The organism is Ruminococcus flavefaciens AE3010 (assembly GCF_000526795.1).
GTDB lineage: Bacteria > Bacillota > Clostridia > Oscillospirales > Ruminococcaceae > Ruminococcus > Ruminococcus flavefaciens_D.
In genome coordinates this window covers 3,382,019-3,402,584 of sequence record NZ_JAGT01000001.1, presented here as the reverse complement: position 1 = coordinate 3,402,584, position 20,566 = coordinate 3,382,019, and the positions used below count along the sequence as shown (strand labels likewise).

General features: G+C 47.5%; 17 protein-coding genes. 12 read left to right on the top strand and 5 right to left on the bottom strand.

What is annotated here, in order from left to right; genetic code table 11:
- The first annotated feature begins 9 nt into the window (after positions 1–9).
- The 6 genes from N774_RS0115000 to N774_RS0114975 all read left to right on the top strand — a co-directional run bounded on the left by N774_RS0115000 (position 10) and on the right by N774_RS0114975 (position 7,782).
- Positions 10–1,686 (top strand): AMP-binding protein, encoded by a 1,677-nt coding sequence (locus N774_RS0115000; RefSeq protein WP_037280336.1) that lies wholly within the window; start codon positions 10–12, stop codon positions 1,684–1,686.
- A gap of 325 nt (positions 1,687–2,011) precedes the next feature.
- Positions 2,012–2,734: a sigma-70 family RNA polymerase sigma factor gene (locus N774_RS0114995; protein WP_024862021.1), complete on the top strand. Its 723-nt coding sequence runs from the start codon at positions 2,012–2,014 to the stop codon at positions 2,732–2,734.
- Positions 2,731–3,837, top strand: a complete 1,107-nt coding sequence (locus N774_RS0114990; RefSeq protein ID WP_024862020.1) for an anti-sigma-I factor RsgI family protein — start codon at positions 2,731–2,733, stop codon at positions 3,835–3,837. The genes N774_RS0114995 and N774_RS0114990 overlap by 4 nt, the downstream gene beginning before the upstream one ends.
- Positions 3,838–4,135: 298 nt before the next feature.
- Complete coding sequence (locus N774_RS0114985; RefSeq protein WP_024862019.1) at positions 4,136–5,089, top strand: hypothetical protein; 954 nt, start codon at positions 4,136–4,138, stop codon at positions 5,087–5,089.
- 580 nt (positions 5,090–5,669) lie between these two features.
- Entirely contained in the window at positions 5,670–6,635 is a 966-nt protein-coding gene (locus tag N774_RS0114980; RefSeq protein WP_024862018.1) for a hypothetical protein, read from the top strand.
- Between the two features lie 145 nt (positions 6,636–6,780).
- Positions 6,781–7,782: a dockerin type I repeat-containing protein gene (locus N774_RS0114975; protein WP_024862017.1), complete on the top strand. Its 1,002-nt coding sequence runs from the start codon at positions 6,781–6,783 to the stop codon at positions 7,780–7,782.
- 60 nt (positions 7,783–7,842) lie between these two features.
- On the opposite strand, the gene N774_RS0114970 is transcribed toward N774_RS0114975, so the two are convergent.
- Positions 7,843–8,688: a Rossmann-like and DUF2520 domain-containing protein gene (locus N774_RS0114970; RefSeq protein ID WP_024862016.1), complete on the bottom strand. Its 846-nt coding sequence runs from the start codon at positions 8,686–8,688 to the stop codon at positions 7,843–7,845.
- Between the two features lie 377 nt (positions 8,689–9,065).
- On the opposite strand from N774_RS0114970, the gene N774_RS0114965 reads away from it, so the two are divergent.
- From N774_RS0114965 to N774_RS0114940, 6 genes are all read left to right on the top strand, one after another.
- Entirely contained in the window at positions 9,066–9,632 is a 567-nt protein-coding gene (locus N774_RS0114965) for an RNA polymerase sigma factor (protein WP_024862015.1), read from the top strand.
- Between the two features lie 4 nt (positions 9,633–9,636).
- The gene (locus N774_RS0114960; protein ID WP_024862014.1) at positions 9,637–11,544 is read left to right on the top strand and encodes a hypothetical protein; all 1,908 of its coding nucleotides are present in this window, start codon (positions 9,637–9,639) and stop codon (positions 11,542–11,544) included.
- A 146-nt stretch (positions 11,545–11,690) separates the two neighbouring features.
- Positions 11,691–14,063, top strand: coding sequence for an ABC transporter permease (locus tag N774_RS0114955; RefSeq protein WP_024862013.1), 2,373 nt, complete (start codon positions 11,691–11,693; stop codon positions 14,061–14,063).
- A gap of 12 nt (positions 14,064–14,075) precedes the next feature.
- Positions 14,076–14,840 (top strand): ABC transporter ATP-binding protein, encoded by a 765-nt coding sequence (locus tag N774_RS0114950; RefSeq protein ID WP_024862012.1) that lies wholly within the window; start codon positions 14,076–14,078, stop codon positions 14,838–14,840.
- 1 nt (position 14,841) lies between these two features.
- Positions 14,842–15,507: a response regulator transcription factor gene (locus N774_RS0114945; RefSeq protein WP_024862011.1), complete on the top strand. Its 666-nt coding sequence runs from the start codon at positions 14,842–14,844 to the stop codon at positions 15,505–15,507.
- A 1-nt stretch (position 15,508) separates the two neighbouring features.
- Positions 15,509–16,738: a sensor histidine kinase gene (locus N774_RS0114940; RefSeq protein WP_024862010.1), complete on the top strand. Its 1,230-nt coding sequence runs from the start codon at positions 15,509–15,511 to the stop codon at positions 16,736–16,738.
- Between the two features lie 32 nt (positions 16,739–16,770).
- On the opposite strand, the gene N774_RS0114935 is transcribed toward N774_RS0114940, so the two are convergent.
- The 4 genes from N774_RS0114935 to N774_RS0114920 all read right to left on the bottom strand — a co-directional run bounded on the left by N774_RS0114935 (position 16,771) and on the right by N774_RS0114920 (position 20,483).
- Positions 16,771–17,967: a reverse transcriptase/maturase family protein gene (locus N774_RS0114935; protein ID WP_080770521.1), complete on the bottom strand. Its 1,197-nt coding sequence runs from the start codon at positions 17,965–17,967 to the stop codon at positions 16,771–16,773.
- 167 nt (positions 17,968–18,134) lie between these two features.
- Complete coding sequence (locus N774_RS0114930) at positions 18,135–18,662, bottom strand: hypothetical protein (protein ID WP_024862008.1); 528 nt, start codon at positions 18,660–18,662, stop codon at positions 18,135–18,137.
- 20 nt (positions 18,663–18,682) lie between these two features.
- A complete protein-coding gene (locus N774_RS0114925; RefSeq protein ID WP_024862007.1) occupies positions 18,683–18,886 on the bottom strand; it encodes a hypothetical protein in 204 nt (67 codons plus the stop codon).
- A gap of 172 nt (positions 18,887–19,058) precedes the next feature.
- A complete protein-coding gene (locus tag N774_RS0114920) occupies positions 19,059–20,483 on the bottom strand; it encodes a sensor domain-containing diguanylate cyclase (protein ID WP_024862006.1) in 1,425 nt (474 codons plus the stop codon).
- Positions 20,484–20,566: the final 83 nt, after the last annotated feature.

Here is a 20,566-nt window from a genome sequence, read left to right as displayed (position 1 = left end):
CTTATAATCATGCTTTTAGACCGATATCTTCCCCGTATAGAGTTTGACTCATATGAGGATTTCAAGGAAAATTACCGTGTAAACGTTCCCGAGGATTTCAACTTCGGCTGGGACATCGTTGACGAATGGGCAAAGCAGGAGCCCGAGAAAAAGGCTCTTGTATGGCTCAGTCACGACAAGCAGGAGAAAACGTTCACATTTACCGATATTTCTAAGCTTTCAAACAAGACCTGCCACTATTTCCGCAGTCTGGGTCTCAAAAAGGGCGATGTAGTACTTCTCATACTCCGCCGCCGCTGGGAGTACTGGGTAATAGCTACCGCTCTTCACAAGCTGGGCATTATACTTATCCCCGGAAACCTGCTTTTCACCACACATGATATCGCTTACCGCGGCAATATGGCTGAGATATCCGCTATCATTGCCTGCGACGACGAATACATACGCGGACAGATAGACGCAGCTGCTCCCGAGATAAAGACTCTCCGCAAGAAGATAGCAGTTGCAGAGCCCCGCGAGGGCTGGGACTACTTCGAGGACGAGATCGCAAAGTATCCCGATACCTTTGAGCGTCCCACAGGTGCAGAGGCTACAAAGGCTACCGACACCATGCTCATATACTTCACATCGGGCTCAACAGGTATGCCCAAGATGGTATGTCATAACTTCGCACACCCATTAGGTCACATAGTTACCGCTAAATACTGGCATCAGGTACAGGAGAACAAGCTCCACATGTCCATATCCGACTCAGGCTGGGCTAAGTTCGGCTGGGGCAAGATATACGGACAGTGGATATGCGGCGCTATCCAGTTTGCATACGACTTCACAGGCAGATTCAACGCCAAGGATATCCTTGAGGTAATCAGCCACTACAAACTGACCACATTCTGCGCTCCGCCTACAATGTACAGATTCATGCTTCAGGAGGATATGACCAAGTACGACCTCTCCTCCATACAGAACTTCTGCAACGCAGGCGAGCCCCTCAACCCCGAGGTATTCAACCGTATCTACGAGCTCACAGGCAAGAAGATGCGCGAGGGCTTCGGTCAGACAGAGGGTACAGTACTTATTGCAAACTTCCCGTGGATAGACCCTAAGCCCGGCTCAACAGGAAAGCCTTCACCTCTTTACAATATCCACCTCCTCCGCGCTGACGGCTCAGAGGCTGATGACGGTGAAGAGGGCAGCATCATGGTATGCGGCATAGACAAGGAACACCCAACAGGTCTGTTCTGCGGCTATTACAAGAACCCCGAGCTGACAGAGGCAGTTCTCGGCGGCAAGAATTACGACACAGGCGACGTTGCATGGCGCGATTCCAAGGGCTATTACTGGTTCGTAGGAAGAAACGACGACGTTATCAAGTGCTCGGGCTACCGTATAGGACCATTCGAGGTAGAGAGCGCTCTCCTCACCCACCCTGCCGTAGTTGAGTCCGCTATCACAGGCGCTCCCGACCCCATAAGAGGTCAGGTAGTAAAGGCTACAGTAGTTCTTGCTGAGGGCTATACTCCCTCGCCAGAGCTCACAAAGGAGCTTCAGGATCACGTTAAGCGTGAAACTGCTCCCTACAAGTATCCCCGTGTTATCGAGTACGTCAAGGAGCTTCCGAAAACTCTCGGCGGCAAGATAAAGCGTGCCCAGATACGTCATCAGGACGAGGAAAACTCAGCAAAATAATCAGAAATCTATCACAGCCATAAAGAAGCCCCCGCATCTTTATGGCTTTTTCTGAATCAATGCAGTGAGTAGAAAGTAGAGAGTAGTTTGTAGGGGCGAACAGCGTTCGCCCGCCAATAATCCGTAAAAATTCAAATGACACATTGTAGGGACGCGCATTGCGCGTCCGCAAATATACTTCCTAAAGCACAACACGGACGACCAATGGCCGTCCCTACAAGCTAGCGGCTAAGGGCTAATGGCTAACGGCTGAAATTTTTTCAGCAGATACCCCGTTCTCATAACATTTTGTGCGTATACTATTATTACATTGGGGGTGGCACATATGAATTCTGATGCGCATCAAATCATATCCCAGGTCTATAAGGCTAAAAAAGACAGCCACGCGGCAGATGAGCTCATCGAAGCTTATATGCCATTTATCAAGTCCGAAACAGCCAAATTTCTCAACCGTCCGCCAGATAAGAGCGATGACGAGCTGAGTATAGCTATGTTCGCTTTTTACGAATCTATCCGCAACTATTCCAAGCTCCGCGGTTCCTTCCTCAAATTTGCAGCCTTGCAGATAAAGAACCGCCTGATAGATAACTATAGAAAAGAAAGAAGAAATAAGGGACAGATATCACTGGACGTTTCCGACGACGACAAGCCGGACCTGAAAGATACAATACGCGACGAACACGATAAGTACCAAGAAAACGAACTAAGAGAAGCAACACAACAGGAAATCAACGAGCTTTCAGCTCAGATGCAGGACTTCGGTGTTTCAATGACCGACGTTGCGGAGAATTCTCCCAGACAGCGCCGTACTCTTGAAATATGCCAGAAGGCTGTTCAGTATGCAAGAAACAATCCCGAAATACTGGAGGACTTTCTCAGAACAAAGCGCGTTCCGCTGGCAAAGATTGCCGACGGCGCAAATGTGGAGAGAAAGTCTCTTGAAAGACACAGACGCTATCTTGTGGCGGTGCTTCTCATATGCACAAACGGCTACGAGATAATGCGCGGTCACATAATGCAGGTACTAAAAGGTGGTGAAAACAAATGAAATATATGGTCATGGAATGTCACGAGGGCTATGCAGTCCTTATGGACGAGGAATCACGCTTCGTACAGGCGGCAAACCTCCGCTACAAGGTGGGACAGACTGTCACAGATCCCGTTCTGATGAACGCCGAGACAGAAGCCCGCAGCAGGATAAGCATGCATATTTCTAAATTTGTTGCAGCCGCTGCCTGTCTCACTGTAGCAGTGTCCGCAGGAGCTTTCTATTACTCGGGCAATTACAAGGCTCACTCCACCGTACTTATCTCGTCAGAGGCTAATGTACGAATGGAGCTCAACAAAAAGGGCAAGGTGCTCAGCATCAGCACCGATAATGCCGAGAGCGACGAAATACTTACAAACTACGACGGCAAAGGCAAGGATATGCTCACCGCCGCAAACGATATCATTGATATCGAAAAGGACAAAGGCTATATAGAAAGCGGAGACACCGTTGATATCTATATCAAGGCAGATAATTCCGCTGATTACTACTCCTATAAATCAGACCTCATCACGGGTATCCCCGATGTAAAGGTCAAGGTACAGGAGCTTGACGGCAGCAAGCCTCATGAAAAGGAAGCTCCCGAGCCTCCAAAGGCTGATCCCGCAAAGGATACCCAAAAGCCCGATCCGCCAAAGCCTCCTCAGGACACAGCAGCTCCCGAGCCGCCAAAGCCTGCGGAAGCCGATCAGCCCGCACCTGCAGCTCCGCCTGCGGCAAACAATAACACGGCTCCACAGGTAACTCCCGCAGCTCCGCCTGCACCTCCTGCACAGCCAAATGCTCCCGAGCCGCCTAAGCCTGATGAGGGCGCAGCAGCTCCCAAGCCTGACGAAAAGGCAGAACCGCCTAAGCCCGATGAGGGTGTTGCAGCTCCGCCTGCACCTGCCGCTCCGGAAGAAAAGCTCAAACAGGAAAAGGCAGCTTTAGATGCGATCAAATTCTCAGATATAACACCATACAAAGCTCTTGCTCCTCTTCCCGAGCCCCCTGCTCCCGAAGAGGATAAGAATACAGGACCTGCTCGCGAAGCACTGAACGAAGCAGAAAAAGTCCCTACCCCTCCACTTCCTGTTCCCCTTCCCAAACCTCAAGAAAAATAGAAAGCATGAGATCCTTCATAGAACCGTCTGACCTCACATTCCTCTTTAACGGTCGTTCAGACGGGGAAAGAGCACTGCACAGCACAAGCAGTGCTCTTTTTATTTGTCCCGAAAATACAGTATTTTCCGAAGCAAAAAAATTTTTTTGAAAAAATTTTCAGCATACCCCGCTTTTTTATTTCATGCTCCGTAAACTGTTAACATAAGGCGAACAAGTAAAAAGGTTCGCACTAAGTCAAATGCTCCATTCGGAGTAAAATAAAAGGACGCTTCCGTCCGTAAAAAAGGAGTAATTACAATGAGAAGCAAAAAGCGCATTTTTGCTGCACTGGCTGCAATGTCAATGATGGCATCAGCAGGAAGCTTCAACGCTTTCGCAGCAGAAACAACAGAAGAAGCAGCTACAACAGCTGCAGCAGTTGAAGAAGAAGTAACAGAAGCAGAAGAGTCTGAGGCTCCTGTACTCGAAGATGGCGAGAAGCCTGAGCCGCCTGTAGCTCCCGCTGAGCTTGAAGACGGTGAGAAGCCTGAGCCACCCGCTCCTCCTGTTATCCTTGATGTTACAGATCTTATCGACCAGATTCGTACATTTATCGAGGACAACAACATCGAGATCCTCAACGATACGATCATCGAGAACTGGGATCTTATCGAGAAGGTTGACGTTCACTTCCACGAGAACGAGAAGCCCACAGCTCCCGTTGTTGAGGCTGAGGACGCTGAGGCTGTAACAGAGGCTGAGGCTGAGGAAGTTAAGGACGATGCTGAGAAGCCTGCAAAGCCTCTCGGACCTGTTCACCTCGAGCTCACAGATCTCTTCATGCAGTTCAAGGATTCTATTGATATAAGCAAGATCGATTTCATCGACGATGCTACTAAGGAAAAGATCATGAAAGCTAAGGACGTTCACGCTGACGTACACTTCCAGCACGTTAAGCCTGAGGCTCCTGTAGCTCCCGTTATCGACGAGAACGCTGAGAAGCCGGAGCCGCCTGCACCTCCTGTAGCTCCTGAGGACGGCGAGAAGCCAGAGCCACCTGCACCTCCTGTAGCTCCTGAGGACGGCGAGAAGCCAGTTCCTCCTACACCTCCTACACCTCCTGTTGCTCCTGAGGCTCCTAAGGGACCTGCTGAGCACGAGAAGCCACTTGGACCTAAGGAGAGAGAGGCTCTCAAGGCTGCTGAGGCTGCTGCAGCTGAGGCAACAACAGAGGCTGCTACAGAAGCAGCTGCTGAAACAGTTGAGGAATGATCAGTCTCTGACTGTTCAACATAAACTTGTCTTTGCCTGAAAAGGTATTCCCCAAAAAGACAGGTCACTTCGATCCAATCCCAATCCCCTTTATCCTCTTTTACCCTTGTATCTGCACGCTCGGTAAAAGTGCGGATAACAATGATGTAAGGAAAGCGCCGCAAAGCACATTTTTGCGGCGCTCTTTTTCGAGCTGAGCCAGCTCGACCGCTTGCCACGTTGACGCTTGTAAACTCGCTCACTCTTAACAACGCCGATAATCGTACTTCGCTTACGGCACTAACATCAAAATAACCATTGTAGGGCCGCCTTTGGCGGCCCGTCTTAATTTCATAGAAACCTGCGGACGCCCAAAGGCAGCCCCTACAGAATGCCATTTGTAGTTTTACGGTTATTGGCGGGGCGGCGGGACGCCGTCCTCTACACTTCGGGCGGATAATATCCGCCCCTACTACTCTCTACTTTCTACTCACTAAACTGCGCAAATCTTGCTGTTTTTCTCTCATTGGTTGATTTTAAGCAGAATCTGTGTTATAATACAATTATAATTTCTGCGCAGTGCGCTTTTAGGAGGATGACCATGAAGGTAAGATTTCACCTGCCTGATTTTGCAAGAATGTTCAAATTCAACGTTGTATTTCTCACTATGCTGGAAAACAGTCCCGAGCTCTTCCGCGAGGGCGTTGAGATAGCTTCGATATACGGCGTGTTCCCACCGTCCTTATGGAACGGCGGACGTGTAGTCCACGGTATGTGCCAGAAGGACTTCGTAAAGGGCGTTACAGGCTACTTCAACAAAAAGGGCATACCCCTCCGCTTTACCTTTACCAATCCTATGATAGAGAAAAAGCACCTCAGCGACGAGTTCTGCAACATGGTAATGCATATAGCCGACAACGGCTTGAACGAGTGCATAGTCATGTCCCCCGTTCTTGAGGACTACATACGCAAGACCTACCCAAACTATAAGCTGACAAGCTCCACCTGCAAGCGCATAACAGATCCCGATACTCTCTACAGCGAGGTGGAAAAGGACTACCACATAGTTGTGCTGGACTACGACCTCAACAATAAATTCGATGTTCTCGAAAAGATACCCAACAAGGACAAGTGCGAGATACTGGTGAATGCCTGCTGCAATCCTGTCTGTCCCAACCGTTCGCTCCACTATCAGATGATAGGTCTGGAGCAGATAGCCTACGCAAATCACGTAAGGAAGTACCCGAATGCGCCATTTGATTCTGCAAAGTTCGCAGCTTCTCACCCCGAGGCAAAGGCTGTATTCGAGTGCAAGTGCGAGCACAGGAGCCTTTTCGACGTAAAGGGGCTTGCAAATCATATTACTCCCGACGATATCTGGAACAAGTACGTGCCTATGGGCTTCAGCCAGTTCAAGATAGAGGGACGCACATTCGATATGTTCAACCTTATGGAGCACTACCTCTACTACATGGTAAAGCCCGAATGTATCGACAAGGCTCGTCTCATATTCCTGAGAAATCTCAGCCTCAACGGAGCTATAATAGTTCCCGATCAGGCTGTATAATAACATTTACGCTCTCCACTCGGAGAGCGTTTTTTGTAAAAAGAAAAAAATATTTGAAATATGTGAGAAATCCCACTGAAAAATGGTACTAATAAATTGAAAGGGATAAAAAGACCGCCTTGCATAGTAAAAAGGAGTTGATATTATGAAAAAAGCTAAAAGAATAATCGCCGCTTTGATGTCGGCGGTAATGACCGCAGCGCTGTCCGTAAGTCTCACAGCAAATGCTATTCTTACCATTACACCTGAGGAACAGTTCGCAGAATTACTTGAGGGCAACGGCTATCCTTATTCAAAGGTAGAAGACCCAAGCGCAATTGAAGTTCAGGAATATTCAATAAGATCAGGCAGTGTCTACTATGTAAACGAATTGGGCAGAGTAATAGCAGTAAAACATATAGCACCTTATATCGTTATTTCGGTGTTTGGCACAGAAGGCGAGTCAAAGGTATATGAAGCAGTAAAAACTATCTGTCCCGAAGCCCAAGCTGTATGTACTTCAAACCTCAATAATATTAACCAAGTAAAGAATATCCATGTCATAAAGAATACAGGCGAGGCTATACCTTTAGAAAAGGCTCAGGAATTATATGCCGCTGTCAAAGATGATATTATCGGTTTCGATTACCACGAGGCATATTACACAATGGGCTATCCTCAGTACAGCTGGAGAGAAGGCGCTAACGGCAAAAGGCGTCAGCATTTTACAACATATAGGAGAGTCAATGATAAAAAAGCTGAAATACAGGCAGCTATCGACGAAAACGATCTCCCCTGTCACATAGAAGAAATTGATGACGAGACTTTAGCTGTTGTTATGGATACAGAAATGACATTCCTCGAAGAAATTGCTGTGGCAAGCAAAATAACCAATGCTGCAGGAGTAAAATGTATGTGGTGTATGGCAGAATCAGCTGACGTACAGATGACAGGTTCGGAAATAGACCTGTATGGCTCCGTATCAGGCGACGCAAACTGCGACAAGCAGACGGATATGTCAGATGTAGTACTCATCATGCAGTCTCTGGCAAATCCCGATAAGTATAAGCTCTCGGCACAGGGCTGCTACAACGCCGACATGAACGGCGACGGCATAACAGTGGGCGACGCTCAGGCGATACAGAACCAGCTCCTCGGCATAAACTGAATATACAGCAAAAAGCTCCGCAGAAGCGGAGCTTTTATCTTTCTGTTCATATTTTGCAGATCATCTCAGAGCTCTTATCATATCCGAATAATCTGCTCCGTTGTTTTTCTGCTGAGCCACGTCTATGAGCTTCATGGACACAGCCTTGTACATGCTCTTGTCGGTATCACTTTCCATGCATTCGATATGCTTTCTTATAGTACCCACGTCGTTGCGCTCCACGGGACCTGACAATGCTTCCACAGGACCTACTGCAAGGATACGCTTGATATGGCTCATGACCAGAGGCTGAAAAGCTTTCAGCGCTTCCGTCTGTGAGAAGCCGCACTTCTCCATAAGCGAAAGGCTCTCTGCTGCAAGTGCACAGACAAGATTGCTTGAAATAGCACAGGCTGCATTGTACTGCGCCTTATTTTCGCTTGAGATCATCTTGGTACCGTTGCCCATTTTGCGCAGCAGTTCGTCCCAGACGCCGATAAACTCGTCGCTGCCCTCAATGCAGAAAAACGCCTTGCCCAGCTCCTTGAAGGAGTCATACTTACTGCTTATTGGGAAAAGCGGGTGTATTGAGAAGCCGCTGGCGCCGTATCTTGCAATATCGGGAAAAGCATCGGAAACGGACATAGCTCCGCTGCAATGGCATATCTGCTTGCCGCTTATGCCAAAAGCCTTTACCTGATCGTACACCTCTTTTATGGCGTCGTCAGGCACCGTAAGGAAAATGACATCACTGTCAGTCACGAGCTCTGCCATACTGTCGTAAGCACGGCTCTTCGTAAATCTTGCAGCCTCAGTCGCAGACTGCAGCACTCTGCTGAAGTATCCTGTGATAAAGATACCGTTCTCAGCAAAGTACCTGCCGAGGGAAAAGCCTACTTTCCCTGCACCTATAAATCCAATTTTCATTTTAATATCCTCCTGTAACCCCAAATTTGGTTACCTTTTCTACATTATATCACAGCCTTTTGAAATATACAAGCACTTTTTGAATATTTTTGGCATTATTTTGATATAAAAAACTGAGAAAAACATCTTTTATTCATAAAGCAAAATATTCTCATAGCAAAATCCTTGCTTTTTACCCATTGAGGTGTACAAAACGAATATATATTGTGACTTTAGCATTACATTAATATTAACAAGCCGAGAACAAAGCGTTGCTTTTATTTTTGAAATATGTTATCATGGTCACAGTTCTTCTTTCTTTTGCGAGTATACACTACAGAGCGTGACAAATGCATTTGAAAGCTTCATCAGCAATTCATCATAAACGGAGGGATACAATGACCGACCAGCAGGCAAGGGAGCTCCTGAAAAGCTCTCCGCAAAAAGCTCACAGGCTTATTTTCGACGAATACTACAATTACGTCTACACAATAGTTTTCAATCGTCTGAGAAGCTCGGCTTCGCGGGAGGATATTGACGAATGCGTCAGCGATGTTTTCAGCGACGTATTCCTGCACTACAGCACCGATAATAAGTACAGCGGTGATATCAAAGGCTTTATAGCCGCTATAGCAAGGAACAGGGCTGTGGATATGTTCCGCAGGATACGTGCAAGGTCGGTGGATACGGTCCCTATGGACGGCGAGGAGGCTGTACAGCTGTCCTCTCCTGAAAATGTCAGCGAGCTTGCCGAAAAAGCCGAGACCTGCCACGCGCTTCTTGACGCGGTGAAGTCTCTCGGCGAGCCCGACAGCTCCATAATAATGCAGAAATATTATTACGGAAGAAAATCCGCAGAAATTGCCGATACAGTAGGCATTAAGCCCGAAGCGGTGAGGAAAAGGCTCAGCCGCGCTATGGATAAGCTGAGAAAGATACTTACGGATATCGGCGAGGGAAGGTGATGTTATGAACGAAAAAAACGAATTCGATATTCTCGAAAACACCGATCAGAGCGTCATAGACAGACTTTCAGCGGAATTTCCGCCAAGTGACGCAGAAGAAAAAGAAAAGGTGTTCAGAATGAGCGAAAGAAAATTCAATATTGCAAATACCCCATCAGTAAAATTCACAGAGACCGACGAGCAGACCGTAAGCGGTGTTGACGTCTACAGGCGCCCCATGTGGAAAAAATGCCTCAGTACTGCCGCAGCCGCAGCTATACTCATAGGCGGTGCAGCAGGCGGTATCAAGACATACAGGCATTTCACCAATGCGCCCGCAGTTACAGAAGAGCCGCAGTTGGAGCGCAAAATTGCTCCCTTCGGAGATCTTTCCGAGCTTGACTATAAGCTGTGCGACTTTGATGCAGATACCATGCAAAAGGTCATCATCAGGGATACTCCCGAAGAATACAGCTATTTTGAGCTGTTCAGCGGCTCTGACATAGCATTGGAAAAGCGTGAGAAGCTTGCCGAGTTCTTCAACAATTACGATTACGGCGAATCACTTACAGAAGCAGAGCAGCTGCAGGCAGTTATAAACAAATCGCTGAAAGATATTGATGAAGAAAATGAAGCTGTCAGCGAAGACTCTGTTTCAAGCGATACAGATCACTTTATAAGTGACACAGCGGAAGTACCTGTTATACCCGAGAATTCCGATAACACAGCCGATGATGGCGTCCCCTATTTCATTTATAACAGCGGCAGCGAGGTCAGAGCAGTAAAGATATACGATGTGGGAGAGTTCGGCGTACTCAATTATACCCATTTCAGCTACTCCGAAGATAACGGCGAACTTGTTATGACCGACGATGAAATTTCCACCGACGCATGGAAGATAGACTACGACCTGTTCAAGTCAACTATAACCTATATACTTGGCAGTGAAGAAGATAAAACAGAACCTGCACCTGAGGACAGCGTAAAATTCCCCGTTGACTTCACTGCACACGATTTCTTTACCTACGATCCCGACTCAAAAACCGATATTGAGGTCAAAATCGGCAAGTCCTCAGATGAAGGCGGCGACGGTGAGATCGGCTTCTGGTTTAAGACCGGTAATATTATTCCCCTTGAAAAGCGTCAGCAGCTTAATGATCTCTTCAACAGCTATGACTGGGAGGAAGTCGAAGAACACAACGAAACGCCCGATTTCCTGTATACCAATGAAAGATTCGGCTTATACAACTTATCGGACAATAATTTTACATGGTGCTTATTTGACAGAGACAACAATACTCTGACTATCTCAAGCTTTGAGATAGAGCTTGAATCTGACGATCATTACGCCACAACAGATGACCCTAACGCAATTGAAAGATATATCACTTACAAATGCACCGACGATTCACTTACGGAAGAGGATGTGACCAAAGCATATAAAATAGACTACGACCTCTTAAAGAGTAAGATAGCCGAGATACTGGGGGACAGCTTCAACAAACCCGCTGCTGATGTCTGGAGCTTCTTCAGTCAGAACTGGTATATGAAGACAAGTGAAAGTACCGAAAGCAAGGAACTCTCAGATATAGACGATCAGTATCTCTATGATACGCTGAGAAGCTGTAAATGGACGCTCGACTCCGTTGACTCGGAAAAAATATCCACGGAAGAAGAAGCAATAAAGCTGTACGAGGACTCTCCTATCCCCGCCGACAGCTCTGACTATATCATTCTTTCATGTAATTGTCTCGATGTTTACCACTATGTGATATGCATTGATTCAACACCCGAAAAAACAATTATCCGCTGCAATAAATACTGTAAAATGGACTCAGACATTCTGGGCTATGAATATCAAAATAGTATATACACCTATTCCTGTGACGACACATCATTAGTCCGCAAAATAAAAGAATACTCAGGCAGCTGATGCCGCAGCCGCTCTCCCAACGGAGGGCGGCTTTCTTTTGCCTTGACAAATCCCGTTTTTAGCGATATACTATACTCCGAAACGGATTTAAGGATTATTTAATAATTCCCATGCTAATATATAATCACAGAAAGCGAGGGATCAATATGTATCTGAGAATACTGAAAAAAGACCTTAAACGAAAAAAGACCATGAACATCATACTTCTGCTGTTCGTGATACTTGCCACCATGTTCGCGGCAAGCAGCGTAAACAACATCATCACCGTCATGGGCGGTCTCGATTATTTCTTCGAGAAAGCCAATATTACCGAACACTTTATTATCACTTCCTTGGGTAATGACGGCACAGAGACAGAGGAATTTCTTACAAAGAACTCCAACGTCAAGGAATACCGCAGAGAGGAGCTGATGTTCCTAAATGACAAGGCTCTTACGCAAAACGGCAAAAAGCTTGCGGAAATAGGCAACAGCATTATCGTCCTTGACATTGAAAACGCTCAGCTCAATTACTTTGACAAGGACAACGAGGTAATAACAGACGTCCCCGAGGGACAGGTCTACTTCACGGGAAGTCTCGTTACGAAATCAGATATTGAGATAGGTGACAAAGTTAAGGCAAAGATCGAGGATACCGAGCTCACATTTACTTATGCGGGATTAGGCAAGGACGCCTTCCTCGGCTCGGAAATGTTCAACAATCCACGTATGATAATAAGCCATGCAGACTATGAAAAATTCATGGCTGACGAAAAGGCTGCGAAAAACGATATATCCGTTATCTTCTACATCAACGGCTATGACAGTAAAACTCTTGAATCCGACCTTTCAGACGCTCCAAACACTATTTTCAATAAGCCCCTTAGTCTTATAAGGACAAGCTATTTCATGAACAGCCTCGTAGCAGCGCTCCTCCTCATAGTAAGCGTATGTCTCATACTTGTTTCATTCGTTGTACTGAGATTTACCATAAGCTTCACTATCAACGAGGAATTCCGCGAGATAGGCGTCATGAAGGCTCTGGGACTGAAAAACAGCTCCGTCCGCGGACTTTACCTTGTGAAATATCTTGGTATCTCGATCATCGGAGCAGTTATCGGCTTTATCCTCAGTATCCCTTTCGGAAATGCCCTTTTAAAGTCTGTAAGCGAAAATATGGTGCTTGGAAACGACAATATGATACTGATAAATGTACTGTGCAGCATATCCGTAGTCCTCATCATCATGCTCTTCTGCCATAGATGTACACGCAGGATAAAGAAGCTCTCCCCCATCGACGCAGTAAGAAGCGGTCAGACAGGTGAGAGATTCAAGAAAAAAGGGCTTATGCATCTCGGAAAAAGCAAGCTGGGTGCAACAGGCTTCCTTGCATTCAATGATATTTTCAGCAGTCCCAGGCAGTTCGGCATTATGACAGTTATCTTCTCGGTATGTCTGCTGCTTATAATAAGCCTTGCAAATACAGCAAACACACTTTCCAGTGAAAAACTCCTTCCCCTGTTATGCGCTACAAAGAGCGACGCCTACATCACAGATGTTGATATGATAACCAAGGTAGAGACAGGCGAAGAGACCTACAAGGAAGTAAACGCAGATATTGAGAAAAAGCTGGCTGAAAACGGTATGTCGGGCAAGGTATACTCTGAGGCTCTGCTGTTCCCCACAATTGAAGCAAACGGCAAAAAGGCTTCGCCTATATTCAATTACTGCAGGGACACAAAGGCTTCGGATTATACCTACAGCGAGGGCTATGCACCGAAATACGCAAACGAAGTAGCTCTCACCATACAGGTCGCTGAAAAGCTTGGGGTAGGCGTTGGCGACAAGGTAAAGCTCACTCTCGGAAACAAGACCGATTATTACATAGTTTCGGCACTTTTCCAGAGCATGATGCAGATGGGCGAATCGGGAAGATTTAGTGAAGCAACTGACATACCAGATGAGCTTATAAAACAGGTAATGGGATTTCAGATAGATTTCGATGACTCTCCCGAGCAGTCTGTTATTGAGGAGCGTATCGAAAAAATGAAAGACATCTTCAACACCAAGCACGTTGAGGACACCGACGGCTATGTAATGACTTGTATCGGTGAAGGCATAAAGGACACTATCAACGGCGTAAAGCTTATGGTGCTGCTCATCACGGCAGTGATAGTCATTATGATATCAGTACTTATGGAGCGCTCGTTCATATCAAAGGAAAAGTCTGAGATAGCCCTGATGAAGGCTATGGGCTTCAAGACAGGCTCAGTCATCGCTCAGCACACTCTGCGCTTTGCAATAGTTGCGGTCATAGCTTCCGTAATAGCCATTGCACTTGGCACACCTTTCACAAAGCTCTGCATCGATCCCGTTTTCGGCATCACAGGTGCTATCAACGGCGTTGACTACAACATCAAGCCCATTGAGGTATGCGTTATATACCCAATAGTAGTTATAGCCGCTACAGTGCTGGGAGCAGCACTTACAGCTCTCTACATGAAAAAGATAAAGGCTTCCGACACAGCCGATATAGGATAAAGGAGAATGGATATGAGTACAAATACAATTCTTGAGGTAAATGACCTCTGCAAGACATATATCATAAACAAAAGACAGAACAACGTGCTCCGCAACGTGAACTTCAGAGTGAACGAGGGAGAAATGGTAGCCATCATGGGTCCCTCGGGCTCAGGCAAGTCAACTCTGCTGTATACAGTCTCGGGCATGGACAAAATGACCGCAGGCGATGTGAAGTTCTGCGGAAAGGAGCTCTCAAAGCTCAAGGAAAACGAGCTTGCAAAAATGCGACTTGACGATATGGGCTTTATCTTCCAGCAGATGTACATGATGAAGAATCTGTCCGTACTGGACAATATCATACTCCCCGCTGTCAAATCAGACAAGGTAAAGGAGTCAAGAAGCGAGACAATGAAGCGGGGTCAGGACCTTATGCGCAAGCTGGGTATCATCGACATTTCCGACAACGATATCAACGAGGTGTCAGGGGGACAGCTCCAGCGTGCATGCATTTGCAGAAGCATGATAAACAAGCCCCGTATGATATTCGCCGACGAGCCCACAGGCGCTCTCAACCGCACCTCCTCTGACGAGGTAATGGAGGAGCTCACAAAGCTCAACGACGAGGGCACAACAGTTATGCTGGTAACTCACGACGCAAAGGTAGCCGCAAAATGCTCCCGCGTACTCTTTATAGTTGACGGAAATATAAATGGAGAGTATAATATTAACAGAAAGCTTCCCCTCCGCGACCGCGAACGCGGACTGAATAACTGGCTTCTGGAAATGGGTTGGTAATATGACTGATATACTTATCGTTGAAGATAACGCGGAGCTCAGAGGACTCCTCTGTGATTTTCTCCGCTCTGAAAGCTATACGGTAAGCGTTGCCGAAACTGCTGAAAAAGCCTTGTCCCTGTATGAAAAATACGGGGCAAGGCTTGTCCTGCTTGATATAAACCTGCCCGGGCTTGACGGCTTTGCGGTATGCAAAAGGATACGTGAGCAGGACAATATCCCTATCATTATCCTTACCGCAAGAGTTGACAAGGAGGACAAGCTCAACGGCATACTCCTCGGAGCTGACGACTACATAGAAAAGCCCTACGACATAGATATCCTCATTGCCAAGATAAAGGGCATATTCAAGCGCAGGCTTGCTCTTGACGTCCTCACCGACGGCGATATCACACTGAACTTAGCTGAAGAGACCGTATCCAAAAACAGAGAGCCCGTCGCCATAACCGCAAAGGAGTTCGAGCTGCTCCGTCTCCTTATCGAAAACAAGGGGCAGACTTTAGGCAAGGACTTCATATTCAACAGGATATGGGGCTCTGACAGCGAGTCCGAGCAGCAGACCCTCACGGTGCATATCAAATGGCTGAGACAAAAAATAGAGGACGACCCGAAAAATCCCGCAAGGATACTGACCGTGTGGGGCAAGGGCTACCGCTGGGAGAGCTGATATGCAGAGATTCGACAAGCTTATCGCAGGGATAATAATAGCCATGGCTGCTGTTATCGTCGCCTTGAACCTGATAATGACGAAAGCTCCCGAACAGACTCAGCCCCTTTACAAGGTGGAGCTGAACCGTATCGAGCATGAGCTGGCTGACGGAAAAAAGGTCACCGCAGCCGACTATCCAAATATACTCGGCATTTACGAATACGACGGCAGCGAGGACTTCTGGCTCAGCGGCAATGAGTACGTCATACGCAGCATTAACGGTACTTCATACCGTATAGAATACAGTGACCTCAAAGTGGTAAACAACTCAGCGCTGCCCATAGCAGTCAACGTCTGTACAATAGGGCTCTGCCTTTTCCTTATAGGCGTGCTGCTTTATATCCGCCGCAATATCGTAAAGCCCTTCACCAAGGTCAGCGACCTGCCCTATGAGCTTGCAAAGGGTAAGCTGGCAGCTCCCGTAAAGGAGAACAAGGGCAAGTACTTCGGTAAGCTCACATGGGGACTTGATATGCTCAGAGAGGAGCTTGAACAGGCACGGCAGAAAGACCTTGAACGCGCCAAAAAGGAAAAAACTCTCCTGCTGTCCCTGTCCCATGATATAAAAACTCCACTGTCGGCGGTGAAGCTCTACTCAAAGGCACTGTCCAAAGGGCTGTACCCCGATGCGGGAAAACAGCGTGAAGCCGCCGAAAGTATCAACTCCAAGGCCGACGAGATAGAGGGCTATGTGGCAGAGATGATAGGCGAGCTCAACAGCGACGTCCTCACATTTGAGTTCAACAACACCGACTTCTATCTTTCAGACGTTATCGGTAATATCTCCGACTACTACAGGGACAAGCTCTCGGTGCTGAAGACTGAATTCACCGTTGAAGAATACAGCAACTGCCTTTTATCGGGAGACCCCGACCGTCTTGAAGAGGTGCTCCAGAATATCATCGAAAACGCCATAAAGTACGGCGACGGCAGGAGCATCTCCATAAGCTTCTCCGACGAGGAGAACTGCCGCCTTATAACCGTTTCAAACAGCGGCTGCACCCTTGCGGATACGGAGCTTCCACATATATTCGACAGCTTCTGGCGGGGCTCCAATACAGGCTCTCAGCAGGGCAGCGGTCTGGGACTTTATATCTGCCGTAAGCTTATGAACGGCATGAACGGCGATATATTCGCAGATACAGAAAACGGCTTCATGAAAGTGACTGCCGTATGTCCAAAGCTATAAAAATAATGGCTGCCACAGGCAGCCATTTATATTTACAACTGTTCCGAATAATACTCATGGACAAGGCTTCTGAGTCCTAAGCGCTGTATATCCTCATACCTGACATTGAAGCGCTGCTTGGTGCGTTTGCCGCTGACAAGATACCGCACGCAGTCCTGTGCATAATGGTCTATGACTTTCAGGCTTACGTCCGTGTTTATCACGGAGAAAAACCACTTGCTCCACGTAAGGTCGCTGTCCTCCGTACACTCAAAAAGCTTCCTGTTGAAGACACGTATGAAAGCCGCCGCAGCCTTTTCGCCGCCCATTTCGTTTCTCTGCTTCCAGCGCTGCAGGGCACGGGTCTTGCGGCGCATTTTCTGCTTCATCTTCTCCACGGAAGCAGGAGCGATGTCGATAGTACCGCCCTTGAATACGAAGCCGAGAAATGTCCAGCCCTCATGGGGAGCGCCGAAGCACTCCTTGTCGGGATTCAGGGACAAGCCCTGCTCAGCAAGAAAGCTGCGGATATGCTCTGCATATCCCATGCACTCCTCTTTTGTAGGGGCAAACAGTATGATATCGTCGGAATATCTTCCGTATGGGATATTTCTCTCGGCGAACCGGCTGTCCAGCACACGGAGGTAGAGGTTCGCGTAAAATGCCGACAGCGGAGTGCCTGCCATTATGCCCTTTTCCTCGGTGATGACCTTATCAGCCTCAAGCACATGGGGCTCTGTGAGCAGGCTGCTTAAAAACTCATACAGCCTGCTGTCGTCTGCCAGAGCTTCTTGCAGCATGGGCAGGAGCTTCTCAACGGGAACTGAATTGAAGTAGTTGCTTATATCCGCCTTGTAGGAGTACATCTCGCTGATACGTGGAGTCCCCGTCAGACGGCGAACTGCGTCCTTTGCTGTCCTGTTGGGACGGAATGAGTAAAGCCCTGCGCTGAAAAGCCCGTCGTATTTCCTCAGCAGCAGATAGGTCAGCAGCTTCATCACCATATTTTCGGCCTGCGGATAGGTGTAAACAACACGCTTTTTTGTCGTGTCCAGCTTGCTTATGACCGAGCGCCGCGGCAGCGGAAAGTCTTTCCCGCTGTATATAGCTTCACATACCGGTATATACCCGCCGCTGTCGATAAAGCTGCGGAGCTCTCGGCAGAAAGCGAAGCTGCCGGTAAGCGACGCCTTGTATTTATAAAAGCTCTCCCAGCAGTCACGCTGCGAGAGCCTGTCAAGCATTGACATATCCCCCACCCTTTCAAAAAGAAAAACAGAAAGAGAAAACGTTAAAGCCAAGAAAATTCTTGGAAGTACCAGACCGTACACAGCTCGGCTGCCTGCGAAGCCCTATGCTGAGCTGTGCCTGATCCGCCGCAGGCGCATGGCGTTCTCTTTCTGTTTTTTCAGTTTTATCAGCCCTCAAGGGCTTTTCTTGTACGCTGCTTGACGTACTCTCTGGTGTTCCACCAGCCCTCATAATCGTAGTAATAACGCAGATACGGGATACCCTGCTTTGCACAGTCGCTGCGGAGCTTGTATGCGGAGCTCTTCCTTGACAGGAGCTCTACCATAAGCGCCGTTCTGCCGCTGTCCGTGAAAGTGAATACGGTAGTCCTTCCGCCGTTTGTCTGCTCAAAGCTTATACTGTAGGACGGGAACTCACGTTCAAATACGTCATTGAAATACTCGATATACGAGCCGTTGTAGTTATACTGGTTTTCCTCATGGGGCATAAAGGGTCCCCACGAAAAGCCCGATGGGCCGATCTCAGTCTCGGGTTCAGGCTGAGCAGCAGCTTCTGCCGCATCATAGGTGGTCTCGGCAGTTTCTTTTTCGCTCTCATGCAGATTTACAGATTCCTGCTTGATGGCATTGGCTACGTCCTTGATAAGCCCGCCCAGCTCTGAATTTTCGCCGAGAAGCTTTGAAAACAATCCCATATTCTAACCTCCCGTGCAGATCAGCCTCTGCTTGCACGCTCACGCTGCATCATGCGTCTCTGACGCTCCTGCTCTGCAAGCTGAGCCTGTCTCTCCTCCGAGCGTCTGAGCTGCTCGCTGAAGTACAGGTCGTCTGTCTGTTTTTTCTTCTTCGTAATAACAAAAGTAAGTGCAGTGATGACAATTACAGCTGCAATGACAGCAATAATAAGTGGAAGTGGCATCGGTATCCCTCCTTTGCTTAAAAACTTTTCAAAATTAACGCTAATTTAATTTTAACACAAGAGCGGATACGGTTCAATCTGCAATTATGCCGAAATTGAACGCCTGTCCTTGTCTGTTTTGCACAAAAAGAAGCTATATTGCCAAAAAGCTCCTCTTACGAGGAGCTTTTTATTATTTTCTCTTTCTGTCGGGGAACAGTGCATAATAGCGTTCCTTGTCCTTGTACATACGCTCGTCGGCAGCACGCATGGCTTTGCGTATGTCGCCCTCTCCGCTGTCGAAGTAGCAGCCAAGTGCAAAGCTGATATTCTCGGGATCCTCAGAATCTCTCCGCAGCTTTTCCACACGGGCTTCAAGGTCGGATTCTTCTGCCTCGCAGTCGATTATCATGAACTCGTCTCCGCCTGCACGGTATATCTCGCCGTCATAGAACACGTCCTCAAGGACGGCAGCCGCTGCTTTCAGAAGCCTGTCCCCTGCTCCGTGTCCCTCGTTGTCGTTCTTCTGCTTCAGACCGTTGAGGTCTGCAAATATAATACCGAAGGTCTCGGGCTTTTTATCGCTGCTCCGTACGAACCAGTCAACGCGGTTATTCATGGCATTACGGTTATAGACTCCCGTGAGCATATCCACAGTGCCCATTATCCTGAGCCTGTCCACAAGCTGATAATTGGCTATTTCGGAGGCTATCAGATGTGTGGTGAGCTCAAGCACCTCTTTTATGTTGGTGGCGTTCTCGGTATTGAAGTTAACTGCCCATATATAGCCCAGTATCTCGTCATTATACTCCAGCGGGAACAGGACGAGACTGTCAACATCGGCTTTTTTAAGAGAAGTATGCCAAAGAGGATTGCGCTCCTTCAGCACGTTCATGTCGCTTTCATTCTTTATGATAAGGCAGGTGCTGCCTGCAATAGTGCCCTGCCATGTATCCACAACATCGAAGAAGTCGTCAAAATCATTGGCGATATGCTCCTCCATAGGTATTATATCAAGCTCGGGAGCAATACTCTGACAGAGCACGGAGCATTTTCTCTCCTTATAGTCCGTAAGCAGGATACAGCAGCGGTCAGCGCTGCATATCTCACGTATATCCGAGAGCACCTCGTCCATAGTATTGGCGAAATCCTTTGCGCCTTTCAGCTTTAGACTGGTCTTTAACACCGCAGATGATATATCCGCCGAGATATTTGACATGCGCTCGCTGTTCTTCTCCATGGTGAACTCCTGAGTGTATGTGCAGTAGCCCACATTGGGGTCAGGTGACGCAAGGGGCATCATATACATATCTATCCAGAAGCTGTACCTCTCGGGGTGTATATAGGTATGGAAAGGCTTCTTCATTAAGGCGCAGCTGTAGATAGCCGCTTCAAAGTTCAGATCCTTGGGAATATAGTTTTCATAAGGAGAATTCGGTACGAACTTGTTATTCAGCATCTGATTTGAAGAAACATTGTCAGGATTCTCTATAGAATCAACATACGCCTTATTGCCTGCCACAAGGCGAATATTGCCATAACTGCCGTCCGAGAACTTTTCCACGGATATTACACATGTCATTGGTTCGATATGATCCACAAATTCCTGATAATCCATAATTTCTCCTTTCAGCCGAACAGGCAGTTTTTTAGGTGCAAGGATACTCTATTGATATCCTATACTAATTATATCACATAAGT

What these genes read in the sequence shown, in the direction of transcription:
- N774_RS0115000 (WP_037280336.1), top strand. Translation starts at nt 10, where the DNA reads ATGCTTTTAGACCGATATCTTCCCCGTATAGAGTTTGACTCATATGAG.
- N774_RS0114995 (WP_024862021.1), top strand. Translation starts at nt 2,012, where the DNA reads ATGAATTCTGATGCGCATCAAATCATATCCCAGGTCTATAAGGCTAAA.
- N774_RS0114990 (WP_024862020.1), top strand. Translation starts at nt 2,731, where the DNA reads ATGAAATATATGGTCATGGAATGTCACGAGGGCTATGCAGTCCTTATG.
- N774_RS0114985 (WP_024862019.1), top strand. Translation starts at nt 4,136, where the DNA reads ATGAGAAGCAAAAAGCGCATTTTTGCTGCACTGGCTGCAATGTCAATG.
- N774_RS0114980 (WP_024862018.1), top strand. Translation starts at nt 5,670, where the DNA reads ATGAAGGTAAGATTTCACCTGCCTGATTTTGCAAGAATGTTCAAATTC.
- N774_RS0114975 (WP_024862017.1), top strand. Translation starts at nt 6,781, where the DNA reads ATGAAAAAAGCTAAAAGAATAATCGCCGCTTTGATGTCGGCGGTAATG.
- N774_RS0114970 (WP_024862016.1), bottom strand. Translation starts at nt 8,688, where the DNA reads ATGAAAATTGGATTTATAGGTGCAGGGAAAGTAGGCTTTTCCCTCGGC.
- N774_RS0114965 (WP_024862015.1), top strand. Translation starts at nt 9,066, where the DNA reads ATGACCGACCAGCAGGCAAGGGAGCTCCTGAAAAGCTCTCCGCAAAAA.
- N774_RS0114960 (WP_024862014.1), top strand. Translation starts at nt 9,637, where the DNA reads ATGAACGAAAAAAACGAATTCGATATTCTCGAAAACACCGATCAGAGC.
- N774_RS0114955 (WP_024862013.1), top strand. Translation starts at nt 11,691, where the DNA reads ATGTATCTGAGAATACTGAAAAAAGACCTTAAACGAAAAAAGACCATG.
- N774_RS0114950 (WP_024862012.1), top strand. Translation starts at nt 14,076, where the DNA reads ATGAGTACAAATACAATTCTTGAGGTAAATGACCTCTGCAAGACATAT.
- N774_RS0114945 (WP_024862011.1), top strand. Translation starts at nt 14,842, where the DNA reads ATGACTGATATACTTATCGTTGAAGATAACGCGGAGCTCAGAGGACTC.
- N774_RS0114940 (WP_024862010.1), top strand. Translation starts at nt 15,509, where the DNA reads ATGCAGAGATTCGACAAGCTTATCGCAGGGATAATAATAGCCATGGCT.
- N774_RS0114935 (WP_080770521.1), bottom strand. Translation starts at nt 17,967, where the DNA reads ATGTCAATGCTTGACAGGCTCTCGCAGCGTGACTGCTGGGAGAGCTTT.
- N774_RS0114930 (WP_024862008.1), bottom strand. Translation starts at nt 18,662, where the DNA reads ATGGGATTGTTTTCAAAGCTTCTCGGCGAAAATTCAGAGCTGGGCGGG.
- N774_RS0114925 (WP_024862007.1), bottom strand. Translation starts at nt 18,886, where the DNA reads ATGCCACTTCCACTTATTATTGCTGTCATTGCAGCTGTAATTGTCATC.
- N774_RS0114920 (WP_024862006.1), bottom strand. Translation starts at nt 20,483, where the DNA reads ATGGATTATCAGGAATTTGTGGATCATATCGAACCAATGACATGTGTA.